At 36.3% G+C, this 15,370-nt stretch carries 16 protein-coding genes; 2 read left to right on the top strand and 14 right to left on the bottom strand.

The window, feature by feature from the left end; translation table 11 throughout:
- Positions 1–285: 285 nt before the first annotated feature.
- From QZ620_RS10370 to QZ620_RS10305, 14 genes are read right to left on the bottom strand one after another with little or no spacing between them, the layout of a single operon-like run.
- Positions 286–735 carry a hypothetical protein gene (locus QZ620_RS10370; protein ID WP_295181355.1) on the bottom strand — a complete coding sequence of 150 codons (450 nt, stop codon included), beginning with the start codon at positions 733–735 and terminating at the stop codon, positions 286–288.
- A 9-nt stretch (positions 736–744) separates the two neighbouring features.
- Positions 745–1,713: a hypothetical protein gene (locus QZ620_RS10365; protein WP_295181354.1), complete on the bottom strand. Its 969-nt coding sequence runs from the start codon at positions 1,711–1,713 to the stop codon at positions 745–747.
- Positions 1,710–2,732, bottom strand: a complete 1,023-nt coding sequence (locus QZ620_RS10360; protein WP_295181352.1) for a glycosyltransferase family 2 protein — start codon at positions 2,730–2,732, stop codon at positions 1,710–1,712. The genes QZ620_RS10365 and QZ620_RS10360 overlap by 4 nt, the downstream gene beginning before the upstream one ends.
- Before the next feature lies 1 nt (position 2,733).
- Positions 2,734–4,281, bottom strand: a complete 1,548-nt coding sequence (locus QZ620_RS10355) for a glycosyltransferase (protein ID WP_295181350.1) — start codon at positions 4,279–4,281, stop codon at positions 2,734–2,736.
- A complete protein-coding gene (locus QZ620_RS10350; RefSeq protein WP_295181348.1) occupies positions 4,268–5,428 on the bottom strand; it encodes a glycosyltransferase family 4 protein in 1,161 nt (386 codons plus the stop codon). Before QZ620_RS10350 ends, QZ620_RS10355 begins: the two co-directional genes overlap by 14 nt.
- A gap of 9 nt (positions 5,429–5,437) precedes the next feature.
- Positions 5,438–6,499, bottom strand: coding sequence for a glycosyltransferase family 4 protein (locus QZ620_RS10345; RefSeq protein ID WP_295181347.1), 1,062 nt, complete (start codon positions 6,497–6,499; stop codon positions 5,438–5,440).
- A complete protein-coding gene (locus QZ620_RS10340) occupies positions 6,496–7,914 on the bottom strand; it encodes a hypothetical protein (protein ID WP_295181346.1) in 1,419 nt (472 codons plus the stop codon). The genes QZ620_RS10345 and QZ620_RS10340 overlap by 4 nt, the downstream gene beginning before the upstream one ends.
- Positions 7,915–7,936: 22 nt before the next feature.
- Positions 7,937–9,061: a UDP-N-acetylglucosamine 2-epimerase gene (gene neuC, locus QZ620_RS10335; protein ID WP_295181345.1), complete on the bottom strand. Its 1,125-nt coding sequence runs from the start codon at positions 9,059–9,061 to the stop codon at positions 7,937–7,939.
- A gap of 1 nt (position 9,062) precedes the next feature.
- On the bottom strand, positions 9,063–10,121 hold the full coding sequence (neuB, locus tag QZ620_RS10330; RefSeq protein ID WP_295181344.1) for an N-acetylneuraminate synthase: 1,059 nt from the start codon (positions 10,119–10,121) through the stop codon (positions 9,063–9,065).
- Positions 10,118–10,801 carry an acylneuraminate cytidylyltransferase family protein gene (locus tag QZ620_RS10325; protein WP_295181342.1) on the bottom strand — a complete coding sequence of 228 codons (684 nt, stop codon included), beginning with the start codon at positions 10,799–10,801 and terminating at the stop codon, positions 10,118–10,120. The genes neuB and QZ620_RS10325 overlap by 4 nt, the downstream gene beginning before the upstream one ends.
- The gene (locus tag QZ620_RS10320; protein WP_295181340.1) at positions 10,801–11,697 is read right to left on the bottom strand and encodes a glycosyltransferase; all 897 of its coding nucleotides are present in this window, start codon (positions 11,695–11,697) and stop codon (positions 10,801–10,803) included. The genes QZ620_RS10325 and QZ620_RS10320 overlap by 1 nt, the downstream gene beginning before the upstream one ends.
- Positions 11,698–12,942, bottom strand: coding sequence for a UDP-glycosyltransferase (locus QZ620_RS10315; RefSeq protein ID WP_295181338.1), 1,245 nt, complete (start codon positions 12,940–12,942; stop codon positions 11,698–11,700). It lies immediately after the preceding gene.
- Positions 12,943–12,994: 52 nt separating this feature from the next.
- Positions 12,995–14,095 carry a non-hydrolyzing UDP-N-acetylglucosamine 2-epimerase gene (gene wecB / locus QZ620_RS10310; protein WP_295181336.1) on the bottom strand — a complete coding sequence of 367 codons (1,101 nt, stop codon included), beginning with the start codon at positions 14,093–14,095 and terminating at the stop codon, positions 12,995–12,997.
- The gene (locus tag QZ620_RS10305) at positions 14,092–14,634 is read right to left on the bottom strand and encodes a hypothetical protein (protein ID WP_295181334.1); all 543 of its coding nucleotides are present in this window, start codon (positions 14,632–14,634) and stop codon (positions 14,092–14,094) included. The genes wecB and QZ620_RS10305 overlap by 4 nt, the downstream gene beginning before the upstream one ends.
- Positions 14,635–14,772: 138 nt before the next feature.
- Between QZ620_RS10305 and QZ620_RS10300 the strand changes: the two genes are divergently transcribed.
- On the top strand, positions 14,773–15,144 hold the full coding sequence (locus QZ620_RS10300) for a hypothetical protein (protein ID WP_295181333.1): 372 nt from the start codon (positions 14,773–14,775) through the stop codon (positions 15,142–15,144).
- On the top strand, positions 15,134–15,370 hold a 237-nt coding region (locus QZ620_RS10295; RefSeq protein ID WP_295181331.1), incomplete at its 3' end, for a hypothetical protein. The genes QZ620_RS10300 and QZ620_RS10295, both read left to right, overlap by 11 nt.

The following is a 15,370-nucleotide window of genomic DNA, read 5'->3' as shown; positions in this document are numbered from 1 at the left end:
ACAAGACCTACATCTTGTATTATATCCCCTTGATTTACTGATCATACGACCACATTTACCACATGGTATTTTTTGGATTTTCTCATAATAATATGTACCATAAGATGTATTCACTTTTCTATATCCAGGTTTTTTACCCATGATTAATCACTTGAACCAATTACCACAATTATAACATTCATGGATTTTTTCCCTTTTGTAAGTATGTGTTTCCATATCCAAGTAATTTGACATACTTCTTGTATCTTTACTATTACATCTAGGACATTTTTTACCCATGATTAATTACCAAATATTTATCCCACACTTATCACAGTAATTAGCTTGCCAACCTGATATATAACCAAAGAAATCTTTTACAGTTTTTGGTTTTTTCGGAAAAAAGACCTGAATGATGCAACCTAATAGCGAAATATTACCAGGACAGCGTAGATGGATATGATCTGCTTCCAGAAAGATTCTGTATATCTTCATCAAAATTAATGGAGTCCGGAAAAGTGATAATAGAATATTGGTTAATCCTTTAAAACTGAGTGTAGGTACCTCAGCAAACACAGGATCTTTAATGTAAGCGGTCTCTCCAGCTAATGGTTTGCGATTAATTTTTGGAGCCAGAACCATAAATTCATCAACCTCATTTAACCAAATATTCATTTCACTTATATAAGGTTCATACGAATAAAATTTCCCATTATATACAGCGTGTTCAATATAGGTAATGATCGCAAATTTCATAAATAACTTTCAGTTGAAAAGATCGTAAAAATTATACTTTAATGTACGCCAAATCTGAAAGGATTGCTCACCATCAAGATTACGATCTCCATCATAAACCGTATAATATCGGTTTTCTACTTGTTGAATATCTAAATGATGCATCCCGCGATTGAACCATTTAACTTCCGGTACTTCCTGTAAGAATCTTTTTTCTGAAATATCTAAAGATATTTTTTCTTCAGACTCTTTCAACTTATAGATGGAAATTCCAGAGCCATAACCATAAGTTCGATCCTGAACTGGTAAATACCAGTCATTTTGAAACTTAAAAAAGCGTCCTCCAGGGCGAGTCTCATTTCCTCTACGACCATCAAATCTTTTCGATTCTTTCCATTCCCCGTGCAAGGAATCACTTTCAAAAATTAGCTGATTCATATGATCATCTACCGCTACCATTAGATTTTTCTCTAAAAGAATAGTTGCATCTTTTAATTTTCGATTCCTGATTAGGGTATCTACTATTTCCCATTTCGTCGGAAAATCGATGGCTTTATATAGTAACACATTTCCGCTCTGCTTGGTTTCAGGCAGCATATAAATTTCGCTTTTATGCCTGAAAACCTGAGGATATGATAGATGGAAATCCTCATCGATAACCACTCCTTCATACTTATAATCCAGTCCATTCGAAGAAGTGAAAAGCGCGATATTTGCATTATTCTTACCTTTTAATTCAGTAAATAGATAAAAAGTTTTGTCTTTAAAGATAAAGAATGGATCCGCAATATAATTCCCCTCAGATTTTAGCAATGTATCCACTTCCACATAAGAGATCAAATGTTTTTCATCGATATTCGGTTTTTCCAGAGGCGCTTCTACAAAGGTAAATCCTACTGACCATCGCCCTATCTTTTTAGTAAAAAAGGGATAGTTGTAATTCAGAAAGAATATTCCAATCAAGAAAATTAAAAAAAAGGCCAGTAGAAGCTTTTTCATTGATGGTTTACAGGTTTTGGGGCATTAAAGAATAGACTGAACCATCCGCTCAAACGACCTGATGCTTCAAAAAAAGCATCTTTCTTTTGGTTTGAAGTCAAAACATTGGAAAGTCTTACAGAAATTAATAATAAAGCGGTGGCATGCCATTTTAGTTTAGCTTTTAAAGTGGGATTTGGATATTTAACCCGCCAGACATAATATCCATTACGCAGCACCATTTTACCGTATTTAAAAACTTCTGGCCTACCAGCGCTATCATGATGATGCTCAAGCCTGGCCGCCGTATTTACAAAAAGCTTTCCCTTACTGGCCAGTCGAAGAGAGAAATCGGCATCCTCGTAGAGCCCGTAACCTTCAAAATTTTCTGAAAATGAATATGCTTTAAAGATGCTTGTTCGGTAAGACGATATTCCACCCATCAGCATTTCCACTTCATAGATCTTATTAGAAGGCGGTAAAAAGGCAGTAGAATATCCATGGGAGAAATCGGGCATCATTCCTGGTGCTTCATCTGGAGCAAGTCCAAATTTTCGGCGCAATTCAAACCTGGATCCTTCCACTCTGCTCCAACCGTCGTAATTAAAATAATCCATACTAATTTCATTAGCATCTTTCACTTTCTGCCAGTCTGCGTCATTCGTTATATACCCGGATACCGCCAGAGCTTCAGGTTTATCATGATATGTGCTAAGCAATTCCTTAAAATATTCCTTCTCGAGGATCACATCATCATCCAAAAAGCAAACAATTTCGCAATCTGGTTTAAGTTGATCGATTCCAAAATTGCGCTGCCTGGTCAGGCCTCTATCATTTTCATCAACTTTAAAAAAGTCAAGATTTTTAAACTGGTTTTCTTTTAGCATTTCCCCGGTCTCGATATCTGGCGAACCGTCAATGATCAAAATACGGTCCGGATAAAGCGTTTGATTTTCTACAGATTTTAGTAGCCTTAGCAAAGATTTTGCTCTTTTGTAAGTGCAAATAATAAGCGTAAAACTTGGGGTTAATGGGTTCATATTAATTACTTTTTCCCTCAAATTGACGTTCTAAATCGGCACATTTATTCTCACTTATGGCCCATCTATTTCTCATTACAAGCAAATATTTAAATGGGTTTTTAATAGTTTGTTTGTTATAAAATTTCAGAAACAAATTAACTTTATATCCTTTGTTCATAAAATCATTATAATGCCTTTTTACCAACATCATAAAAGTTGGAGAGGGTTTGGGTTTTAATTCTCTAGATGGTTCAACATCATTTGAGATATTTCTAAATCCTCCTGTTGGGGCTTTAAGATGCTGAAGTATCAAATCGGGATGATAAATAGTATCGCAACCTAGATTTCTTAACTTCATTCCATAATCATAATCCTCTCCAAAACCATGTTCAAAAGCTAGCGAAAAATTAACCTTTTTTGCGTACTTGGAGAGAACAATACTGGCACCGGATGCAAAGGCTCCCCACTGCTTAAGTTTCGAAAATTCCGTTGTTTCTCCCGGCTGTAACGTATTTAAATTTAATGCATCAATGTTAAGTTTTTGCATTTCCGAAAGCCCTTTTAAAAGAAAGTTTTCCTCAAACCTGACGTCATCGTCTGCAAAAAAAACATAATCTGATGAAACTTCTTTCAATGCAATGTTTCTTGCATTACAGGCTCCAGTTTGATGTGTGAAATGATGAATGATTCTGAATGGCCATTCTTCGGTTTTTAAATAAATCAATTCAGAACTGGAATTAGGTTCTGGGTTTTGCTCAACAATGATCACTTTCTCAGGTTTCTTCTGCTGATTTTTAAGATCGATCAGGACATTTTTCAGGTACTCCGGCCTACCCAGTGTGGGAATGATCACATCGATTTTTTCTGAATATGAAATGTTATCAGTTTCTGGAAATTCAGGTTCTGGTAGATCTACATTCAGCCGAAAATAAGATTCTTTGAAAAGGGCTTGCAGGAATGAAATTAAAGGTGACTTTTTTTCATATTTCAGAAAACAGAAAAACAGGATCAGGAGCCGGACCTTTTTGAAATGCTGACCAACAAAGCTAAAAAGCGCTGAAGTATTCCTGGGTTCAAGGCTGTTTTCATTTTGAAGACCTTGCATAAGAGCCGGATCGCTATAACAAAAAAGCGAATTCTGCTGTCCAGTCTTCGCTATGGAATTCAGCAAATAACCAAAACAGCGAATATCTTCAAATACATATTTGAATTGTAGAGCAACTTTTCCGTAGACGCCTCCAACATCTGTACTCATTCTCCAGGTTGGATATCTTACCTCCCGATCTGGATTTACAAAAGGAAGTTGATCTACATAACCTATTTCATCTCCAATAAAGTAACTCGTGGCAGGACAAGAAACCATAATCAATGAATGCGGGAAAATTGCAGAAACATCAGCTATATTAACCTCAACCGATTTCTCCTTCCAGATGATAAGTTCATCTGGAAAATCTTCACAGAGTCGCCAGAAAACCTGGGTAAGAACACCAGAATAACCAGTCAAATCCGAATTATTTCTGGTTACGCTAACAAGCTTCTTTGCATGATGATGACTAATGATAATCACTCGACTGATCTTTTAAAACAAGTTTGTAAAACTTTAGATTTTTGGAGGCAATGATCGTGGAATTAAACTCCTGCTGAACTTTCTTTCTCGCCTGTGCTCCCATTCTTTTTCTAAGCTTATCATCCTGAAGTAATTTTAAAATTTTTTCAGCAACGCGATCATGATCATTTGGATGCTCCATATATCCTGTCTTTTCCTGAACCATAATTTCTTTAGCCCAGCCAATGTTTGAGGTCACCAATGCTTTCTCCATGGCCATCGCCTCCAGCCAGGTCATAGGAAAAGCTTCCGCAAAACTGGGTAAAACGACTACCGTTGATTCTTCCAGTAAGTTAATTATGACTTTATAATTCACCTGGCCCAGATATTTAACATTTTTGGATGTCTTTGAATTCAGTATCGATTGAAAAGTTTTCCAGGTGCTCTCACCTTTTTCATTATCAATAACATCCCTACCGGCGATGACAAGTTTTGCTTCAGGATTTTTCAGGTAAACCAGGTTAAAAATTTCTGCAAGCTCTAAAAATCCTTTTTTTCGGATAAGACTTCCAAAATAAAGAACCTGATTAGTTTTCGGTTTCGCTTCGGAAGGTTTAAAGTTTTCCAGATCCAATCCGTTGGCTATGACCTTAAAATTCTTTTTCAAATCGAAAACTTTCATCGTTCTGCTTCCCGTAAATTCACTTACTGAAATAATTTCATCAGCATTTTGTAAGGCATTCTTCTCAAACCATCTATTTTTCCATTTCTGCTTTCTGCCTTCTAAATCACAAAAATAGGCGTCACTGCCATGCAGCCTGATCACCAAAGGAACATTCAACTTCATAAAAGCTGTGATCCCGGTCCAGTCTGCCGCTTCTATAACATCTATATCTTCTTTTACCGCAAGATCATTTATAACTTTTTCCAGATGTTTTCGATAGCGATACCAGCCACCAAGAGAATAATTGCGTTTAGCGATCAGGTGAAAATTCAAATTATCCTTCTGAAAGAAATCATCTCTTCTCTGATCATAAACAATAATGCTCACCTTAATCCCTTCAAATTCACTTAAGGCTGCAGCCAGATTCTGAATACTGGTACCGAGTCCACCGGAATTTGAATCAGGAAGATCGGGATATTCAGGGGTTAGGAAAGCGATGTGCATATTTTGGGATCAAAAGTCTAACAGGGCCGCGTGTTCACTGACCATTTTCTCAAGATAATAGCTTTCTTCTACTACTGGGTTAACAGATGTTGTAATCGCTCTTATCTTTTGAAGTATATTACGAATGATTGTAGAAAGCTGCTCCACATTTCCGGCCTCATAGATAAATCCGTTTTGCGCATCAACAATAATTTCGGGATTTCCACCAACCGGGGTTGTAATAACCGGAACATTCGATGCCAGACTTTCCAGGATCGAAAGACTAAAGCATTCCATATAGGTTGGTTGAAGCATATATGAATAATTCTGAAAAAGATTCGGCAGATCTGGTGAACTTCCTTTAAAATTTAACTGACCATCCAAATTCTTATCTGCAACCATCTTCTTAAGCTCCTTTTCCATAGGACCTTCGCCATAAACATCAACCTTTAGCAGCGCTTTTAGTTCTTCAGGCAAAATTGAAACCGCGTGGATTAGATCCTGAATTCCTTTTGAAGGTCTTAAATGGGAGGCCACTATAAATTTTCCAAAATTTTCTTCGGTACGTTTTTTATAAACATCCGTTGCAATACCATTATAGACTACATCGGTTTTTGAACTAAGACCCTGACCATAATCGTTAAGGATCTGATGTCGGGTATATTCTGAAACTCCAATGAAGCGATCGATAAACCTTGAATAAAGCCTGCCTTTTAGTTTGATTTTAATACGTTTTTTCAATGGAAAACCCTGGATGGGCCTTGGGTTATGATCTACAGCAATAATATAAGGCTTACCATTCCCCTTAAGCTTCTTGAAGATTGGAGTACACAACTCCAGGAAGTGCGTGATGATAATATCGAATTTATGTTCCTGATGATATTTCAGAAAAAAAGTGGGAAGATTTTCTTCTCCGGCAATATGCACATCAAGATCCTGATAAAATTCAATTATTTTTCCATCAGAAAAAAACCATTTTATTCTGAAGCCATTGTTTTTGCAGGCACGATCGTAAGCAACAAAAAAGCGATCCATTCCGCCTACTCGAGAAGGATTTAATTTATAGTTACATACTACCGCTATCTGTTTCATATTAAAGACTTTAATGCGCCAGCTATTTGCTCACTGGTACCTTCAAGTGGTTTGCCAATTTGCAGCTTGATAAGCTCGCGTTGTTCATGCAATCTCGCTTCAGGATTTTCCAGACTAAAATTTATAGACTCGATTAATTCTTCAGCATTTTTGGCAATTATCACCGCTCCGCTTTTTATCACTTTTTCGTAATGGGCATATTTCAAAAACCGTTGATCATTATAAAGTCCGTTTTCCATATTTCCGAATACAGGATTAATCACAGGTTTATCGAATAGCATAAAGTCCAGACTCATGGTAGAACACATATTCATGCCCAGATCTGAATATTCTAGGATCATTCGCAAGTCTTTAAGATCTTCCTTTGTTGGAACTCGCTGAGACCAGAGTTCAGCATGCTCCTGCCTGCTTTGTTTCCAATCTGGATAGTTCCATTTTATAAATGGAAATTTTTCAGCAAGAAATTTGAATCTGTCCGGTTCTTCCGCAGGAGATGTCCGAACCAGAAAGTTTACTGATTCATTTAATTTTTTGGTCTGAATAGCTTCCGCAATCGTTTCAATATAAAGTGGGTCATTGGCGCTGGTGGAAACGTCTCCACAGCTAAAACAAATAGTTCTCAGATTTGTATTTAAATCAAAGCGGTTAGCAAACTCTTCTTTTGACCCATGATATTGATTCATTACATAGGGCTCGAATTGTGGCGTCCCTACGATGCTGATTTGCTTTGTTGAAACTTTCTTATAAAACTGTAGCAGCTCACTTTTCATTAGATCGCTCCAGACGAGATAATGATCAAAATCGCCGGCCATTCTGCCTTTGGAAGCCAGGTTATCCCAGCTAAAAATAAAACTACAAGTTTTGACACCTAGTTCTTCAGCAGCATAGATCAAGGGAGCAATATATGGAGGTCGTTGATGCGTAAAAAACAGAATACTTGGTTTCAAATTTCTAAGCGTTAGCTCAAAGTTTTTTACTGCAATGGACTTTGAAAAGCTGCTTTGCTGAAGTTGGTAATACTTCCCGATCCATTTTTCGGAATGCAACTTTCTGGTTACCCGGTAGATCAACCTGGTAAGCTTTGCTCGCCTGGTAGAACCGCTATTGTAATTGGTCGTAAGATTATCCTGTATCCCAAAGTTACCAGCAGCATTGTTACGAAGATGGGCTATTTCCTTAGCCTTTCTAAAAAACCAGGTTCGGCCTCCTTCCTGAAGATTGGGAAGTTCAATTACTTCGATCTCAGGTGAAATATTTTCATCAAAAGTCTCTTTTGGAAGAGCTGAAAAAATAACTACTTTTTCAAATTTCGCCGTGGCCTGTTTTAGGAAATCACTCAATACAAAATTCCGAAAACCAACACCATCGGTGATCACCAGGCCAAGAGTTTTATTTTTCTCAGTAGAATTATCCATTCTGACACTTTCAGCCATTCCTCTATATCTCTTTGAATTGTTTCTGATGATTCAGGTTCCAGATCTTTTCACTTTTCAGTGCTTCCAGGAACAACTCAGCACTATTGCCTTTACCAAATTCTATCGAAGCATCAACCTCCTTTTTCTTACGGGCAGATGATATAGCATTCAGAATCTTTTCTTTATTATAATCTATATTTATTATTTCAGAATTTTTGCTTCTGTTATTTTGCCTGCTCCCAAGATTAATCGCAGGAATATTATAAAATGGCGCTTCTCTTATACCAGCACTACTATTCCCGATGATAAATTCACAATTTTTTAGCAGACTTAGAAAATACTCGAATCTAATTGATGGAATAACTCTGAAATGGGGATTTGCTTTAAGTGCACCATTATATTTTGATATGATCTTGGAACTCCCAAGATCATTATTCGGATAAATCACGACAAAATTATTAGCACTCTCAAGCAGACTATCGATTAATATATCTAATTGATTTTCCAATTGATGGATTTCAGTGGTCACCGGATGATAAAGTACAATAGCGTATTCAGTAAAATTAATTTCATAATAATTTTTTACCGTATCAATGCCCGGAAGTTTTTCCGACGTCATAATATCAATATCCGGAGAACCTATCTCAAAAATCGATTCCTTAATTTCACCCATTTGCAAAAGTCGCTGTGCTGCTTCCTGATTAGCCACAAAATGAATATGACTCAGCTTGGAAACACTATGTCTTAAAAGTTCATCTATAGTACCGGAAATCTCTCCACCCTCAATATGTGCAACAAGAATATTGTTGAGTGATCCCACGACTGCCCCGGCTAAAGTTTCGACCCTGTCACCGTGTACTGCGATCAAATCTGGTGAGACTTGATTAACATATTGGGAAAGCCCCTCGATGGTTTTTGCCAGGGTGAGATCCATTGTCGTTTCTTTAGTCTGATTCTGAAAAGTATGAATATTGGAAAAGTTGCAACGTTCTATTTCCAGCAATGTCAATCCATATTCATATTGAAGATGCATCCCGGTAACAAACAGAAAAACCTCAAATTTGCTTTCCTTTTCAAGAATCTGTATCAGGGATTTTATTTTACCAAAATCGGCCCTGGTTCCGGTAAGAAATAGCACTTTTTTCATATTAATCTTTCAAATCAAAATCAAAAATATCTTCAGTTTTTACCTGACGATCATTAGCGATAAACCTGGCCGCTTTTCTGCCTATTATATCATTGAAATGTGCTGCCGGTATCCCTCCTTTTCCCGGTCTCTTTACCCAGATATTATCCTTGGTAAAAATTTCGCCTTCTTTTACAGCCTTGATTGTACAAATGGACGCAAACGCAAAATCGATGGTCACCTGTTCTTCTTCAGCAGCTTTTTTATTTCCACCTCTCATCAGGGCAATCTCTGCACTATCGATGATCAATTGCCTGCAATTGTCTTCATCCATACTACAGGCAATATCGGGACCGGTTCTTTGCATGTGATCGGTAAAATGTCGTTCAAGGATCGATGCTCCTAAAGCAACTGCGGCCAGACAGGAATTATTATTCAGGGTATGATCGGAAAGACCAAAAACCTTATCAGGAAAAGCTTTGCTTAATTCCTGCATTGCTCCAAGCCTTACAAGTTCTGGTGGAGTTGGATATAAATTAGTAGTATGGAGAAGCGCAACAGGTACATTGGCATGATCGAAAATTGAAACCGCTTTTTCAATAGTCTCAATACTATTCATACCTGTACTTAAAATAACAGGTTTACCAAATTCAGCTATATGCTCCAGTAAAGGATAGTTGTTACATTCTCCACTCCCAATTTTAAAGGCTGGAACATCAAATTTTTGTAACCTGTTAGCAGCTGCTCTTGAAAACGGAGTACTTATAAAGATCATGCCCTTTTTCTCCACATATGTTTTAAGTTCAAGTTCATCCTCTTCATTTAATGCACAACGCTTCATGATGTCGTAAATGGAAATATCTGCATTCCCCGGAATGACCTCTTTGGCTTCGCTGCTCATTTCATCTTCCACAATATGTGTTTGATGCTTTATCATTTCGACCCCAGCTCTCCTGGCTGCATCTACCATTTCCTTGGCGACCTTAAGAGAGCCCTCGTGGTTGATACCGATTTCTGCGATCACCAGAGGTGGATAATCATGACCAATTTTACGACCTGCGATTTCAATTATAGGATTCATTTATTTTCTGATCTGTTCAGTAAAAATTCAGCATAGTCAAAATCTACCTGTTCATCTATGTCTACCTCTGCGAAAGGATGATCTACAATGTAAGGAAAACTGTTTCCATCCATTAGTTTTCCATTCCTGATCATTTCAGCTTTTGCAATATAAAGAAGTCCGTTTTCATAATAAAGCGGTTCCAGGTCCTGACTTCGATGACCGAATTTGTAATTAAATGGTTCGAAGTTATCATTTTTAATTTTTCCGAACTTTTTAAAAGTGCTGCTTACCGTAAAAAGACTATCAAGGTTTTTTTGAGTATATAACTGCCAGCAATGCTTTAACAAATCTAGTGGCCTCAGAGGATTAGTTGGTTGTAGCAAAATAACATTATCATATTTCTCTCCAATATCTTCCAGAACATGAACTAAGACCTCAAGAGTGGAGGTGGTATCTTTTCCAAGATTGTCAGGACGCTTTATAAGTCTAACATTCTCATTTTCTGCTGTATCAAAGATTACAGGGTCATCTGTACTAATGATGATCTCATCAATAAATTCTGAATTATTTTTAGCGTAATTAATGCTATGCATGAATAAGGGAATGCTACCCAAAGTTTTATGATTTTTACCCGGGAACCTTTTGGAATTCTTTCTTGCGGGAATGATTGCGAGTGTTTTATGTTTTTTCTCAATCATCAATATTGAGGTTTTGGCAGTTGATTAAACTTCTTTAGCGTTCGTTTCTTAACCGGTAATCTATATTTCATGATCATCCCAAAATAAAAAAGATTTGTCATAAACGCCTTGCAATATTCCGCAAAAAATCGACTGTCCTTAATCCCATACTTTTTTAGATTATGCAAATAGAGTTTTCCAATTTTTTTCAGTACTAATGGAAAAGGATAGTAAACAAAATAGAACCATGCAGTGTTTTTCAATTGTTTTCCAAACCTGAAATAACCTGCTCCGGTTTTATTCCGCATAATACGATCTACACGATGATTAACCTGAACCTGATGAGTATATAGAATATCCTTACCCTTATCCAGTATCTCGATCGCCACGCATACTTCCTCTCCGTAGATGTCGATCCATTCGGGAAATCCTCTAGTCCTTTCGTATACCTTTTTTTTAACCACAAAACCACACCCCACAAAGTCATTTACAAGTATATCAGGTTCCTCTGCCAAAAATTTCTTTGGAATCAAATTATCACTTTCAAAAACACCCCTTATCTCTTTAAAGGCAATCAGACCAACATTAGAATTCGAATCAAAAAGCTTTTGAGTAATCTCTATGAAATTTCTTTGCAAAGGATGTGCATCGTCATCAAACCCAAATAATAAAGCCCCTTTTGCAGTTTTATATAAGATATTTCGTGCTCCTGAAGCACCAATCATGGTATCTGAACCGTACCAGTACACATAAGGAAAGATTTTTTTGAGAGATTCTGAGTTATCTGTACATCCATCCAGAAATACCCGGATCTCATCCGTCTCCATATTGAGATTCCGGTACAAAATATCAATTGTTTTTCTCAAATGCTCTCTTCTATTCCGAGAAACGATCAATATAGAAGCTCTTTTTTCCACTTAAGCTAATTTTTCAAGTGTTTCTTCAAGATGAGAAAAAGACATATATTCTTTTAAATCTGGCCTTAGCATTCTCAAATCCTTTCCCTTTTTTCGCCAGAGTTGGTAAAGACCATTTATTTTTTCTGCGATTTCGTTAACTTCATTAGCCTTCGCCCAATAAGGATAACCTTCCCCAAGCAGACGGCGAGATTCACTTTTTGTGGGCCCAAGAAGTAGTATTGGTTTCTCAGCTTCTATGCAGTGTGGAAATTTTCCAGGTAAAAACGGACTTATTTCAGCTACTGATTCCAGTATAATATTTACAGAAACTGATTTCTGAAGAATTCTCATCTTATCGAAATCCAGATATTTTTTAACCAGTATTTGTTCTAATCCATTAGTAAACTTTTCTATTTCTTTCTCGTGAAATGAAGCATTTCCAATTAAGAGAAGTCTGGATTCAGTACGGGCCTTTGGATTATTCTTCAAAAATTGTTGAAAAGCCTCAATTAAAGGAAATGGAGAACGTTGCTTCATTAAGTTTCCAGCATGGAGCAGATTGAACTTGTCCCCGTCTAAATATTCAGGAATTTCTTTAAGTGATGAATCCTTTTCATTTAACTGATGCGGAATTATAATGCTTTTATCTTTAAATCCTGGAAACTTTCCAGTCATCCATTCTTTTAATAATTTACTTGGAAATGCCGCCCACCTACACTTTTCCGAAAGCTTTCTAAAAAATTCAATTTTATGCTCAAATCCGGGTTCAGACCATTTGTAAGGTTCAGGATAGTAATGAAAGGGATAAGGATCATGAATATAGGCCATCCAACGGGAATGGAACTCTGGAATTTGCAACAGAGCAAAGTGTGGTCTGAAGCTTGCACCTTTACTTAAGGTTAATACAAAATCAAAATCTTGAGGATTCAATTTTCTAATAGCTTCCTGGATACTTTTAGTATCATTAAAAAACGTAAAGCTAAACCCAAATTTTGGCTCTAGATATTTCGCCAGGTTCCAGTTAAACCAATGTTGTAGTTTTCGTTGAATTCTACTCAGAAAAAAATTAGGAGATTTTCTATTTTCAGGTATGTTTAGGCATTCGATTCCATTTAGTTGAATGTTTTTTCTGGTGTAATGGAATATATGCAACCCATAGCCGGCTTCTTGAAGATTACGGATAAGCGCAACGTTAGCCTTCGAACCACTACTATCATCAATATCTATTGATTCTGCGACAACAAGAATTGATTTAGGAGACACTAAAAGATGATTTGAGATAAAACTAAGATTATTATCTAATTAAACACTTTTTTTAAGCTAATCTTTGAATAAGGTAATTAACGATTCGTTCAGAGGCATGACCATCACCGAATGGGTTTAACTTATTTTTTAAGTCTGGCGGGGATTTAATGAGCCTAATTGCATGCATTAAAATCTCTTCAGAATTCGTACCCGTTAAGAAACTAAAACCCGCATCTACTGCCTCCTGTCGTTCAGTAAATTCCCTTGTAACTATAACCGGTTTTTTAAATGCTGGGGCTTCTTCCTGTATACCCCCAGAATCTGAAATAATTAGATCGCAATTTTTCATAAGCCATATCATTTCAGTATAATTCACCGGAGAGAGTAATTCTATATTCGCAATGCCATTTAAACGTTCCTCTACAATTTGCTTTGTTCTAGGATTCAGATGAACAGGAAATATAATGTGTACGAAGGGTTGCTTTGCTAATTCAAGTAAAGCCTTACAAAGTTCTTCAATTCCGTTTCCAAAATTCTCTCTTCGATGGCCAGTGACCAATATAAGCTTATTAATATCTGATAAATTCAGCTTTAACTTCATTTCTTTTTCTTGCTTCTCAAAAGATTTCTCTACAAGTTTTAAAGAATCTACCACTGTATTTCCAGTTTGCAGAATTGTGTCCTCTTCGATTCCTTCATTCCTCAAATTTTCTGTAGCTCTATCTGTTGGGGTAAAATGATAACTGGCAATTCGAGAAATAACCTGCCTGTTTATTTCTTCTGGAAAAGGAGAATAACGATGATAGGTTCTTAATCCTGCTTCAATATGTGCTACTCTTATTTGATTGTGAAAAGCCGCCTGGGCCACTATACTTGCAGTAGTAGTATCCCCCTGAATAAGTACGACATCAGGATTAAGAGTTTTAAAAACCTCATCTATATTCGAAAATATGGAAGCTGCAAGTGAATTAAGGGTCTGGTTTGCAGTCATCAGATTTAAATCGAAATCTGGATGTAGACCAAATACCCTAAGCATCTGATCTAGCATTTCCCTGTGTTGCCCAGTAACACAGATTTTTGGGTCAAACCCACGAGATTCAATTTCATGAATCACTGGAGCCATTTTAATAACCTCAGGACGAGTGCCGAAACAGAAAAGATATGTAATCATAAATTTCTAATTCTTTTCAAAAAACGAAATACAAGCTTTCGCAATGAATAGGGAATTCCGCTAGATCTAGCTGGCTTTAACCAATGAAATATTTCTTCACTAACCTTACTATAATGTGAGGGATTTTCATCACCTACCATATCTAATTTATTTCCCATATGATAGGCATATGTTTTCACGGTTGATAATCTATACAGTCCTATCATATCTACCTTGTCATCTAAAAAACTCTCTTCATAGCCGTTAATAAATTTTCTCTCAGGAAATTTCACAATTCCCTTAAATATCTCCTTTCTATAAGTTGCTACAAAGTGACCACAGCCTAATAAAGCTGGACTTTTCCCTTTTAAAAAATACTGTTTATCCCTCCAAGAATATTTCCTATTGTTTCTTCTTAACAAGGCATCATTCCCCATACCTTTTAAATAAAGGTTACAACTTTCTTCCGAAACTATCTTATCATAACCAATATTACCAAAGAAATATTCATGAAAAAAAACTGATGAGTTCTTATGAAAGCATAAATTTGGTAGCGGCAAAGGAGCTACAGCACCCGCCTTAGAAAAGTTTTGAAAAATGACTTTGGAACTTTGGTTCTCTGGTTGACAAGAATTAATAAATAAGAATATTATTAATTACGATGGTAAATTATTATGTCAAAAGAAATAGAAGATAAGATGGCGAAGGTCCGAGCGGCCAAGAAACCACCAGCCTATAAAAACATACATCCCCTTGTTAAAAACCTACCTGACGATAGTACTCTAAGTCTGAAGAACGTAAAGGATTGGCAGAAGCATAATAAAGAACGTGTCTCAGATTTGAAGTATCAGATACGCCGAATGGATAAAGGTAAAGACAAAGTATTATTGGAACGTGAAGTAGAGAACAGAACAGTTTATTTGGCAAACATAAACACCTACCTAGATACATCCACATGGTGTGATTTGTTTTACGGTAAAGACCAAGAACATAAAACACAATACAGAACATTAGCATATGCTTATGACGACGAAGGATATATAAAAACAAATGCATCAATTGGAGATTGAATTTCCAGATGAACATATGAAGAAAATGTATAAGTTTTTTGAAATACCATATTATCAACATGATTGGGATAATATAGGACAAATTACAGAAGAAAATGACGCAGTTCATGGAATTTTTGGAGATCACAAAATAAAAACTAAATTAAAAGCAGTAAAAGAAGATTACTATGAAATTTTAGGAAATTTCACTTGTAATAAAATAAAAAACGAATATAAATGGTTTTTC

Source organism: uncultured Christiangramia sp. (assembly GCF_913046405.1).
Classification (GTDB): Bacteria; Bacteroidota; Bacteroidia; order Flavobacteriales; family Flavobacteriaceae; genus Christiangramia; species Christiangramia marina.
The sequence above is the reverse complement of the archived record's forward strand: the minus strand, read 5'-3'. Positions and strand labels throughout refer to the sequence as shown.

Coding starts and splice junctions, on each gene's coding strand:
- QZ620_RS10370 (WP_295181355.1), bottom strand. CDS start 735: ATGAAATTTGCGATCATTACCTATATTGAACACGCTGTATATAATGGG.
- QZ620_RS10340 (WP_295181346.1), bottom strand. CDS start 7,914: ATGGATAATTCTACTGAGAAAAATAAAACTCTTGGCCTGGTGATCACC.
- wecB (WP_295181336.1), bottom strand. CDS start 14,095: ATGATTACATATCTTTTCTGTTTCGGCACTCGTCCTGAGGTTATTAAA.
- QZ620_RS10350 (WP_295181348.1), bottom strand. CDS start 5,428: ATGCACATCGCTTTCCTAACCCCTGAATATCCCGATCTTCCTGATTCA.
- QZ620_RS10365 (WP_295181354.1), bottom strand. CDS start 1,713: ATGAAAAAGCTTCTACTGGCCTTTTTTTTAATTTTCTTGATTGGAATA.
- QZ620_RS10325 (WP_295181342.1), bottom strand. CDS start 10,801: ATGATTGAGAAAAAACATAAAACACTCGCAATCATTCCCGCAAGAAAG.
- QZ620_RS10345 (WP_295181347.1), bottom strand. CDS start 6,499: ATGAAACAGATAGCGGTAGTATGTAACTATAAATTAAATCCTTCTCGA.
- QZ620_RS10360 (WP_295181352.1), bottom strand. CDS start 2,732: ATGAACCCATTAACCCCAAGTTTTACGCTTATTATTTGCACTTACAAA.
- neuB (WP_295181344.1), bottom strand. CDS start 10,121: ATGAATCCTATAATTGAAATCGCAGGTCGTAAAATTGGTCATGATTAT.
- QZ620_RS10300 (WP_295181333.1), top strand. CDS start 14,773: ATGGCGAAGGTCCGAGCGGCCAAGAAACCACCAGCCTATAAAAACATA.
- neuC (WP_295181345.1), bottom strand. CDS start 9,061: ATGAAAAAAGTGCTATTTCTTACCGGAACCAGGGCCGATTTTGGTAAA.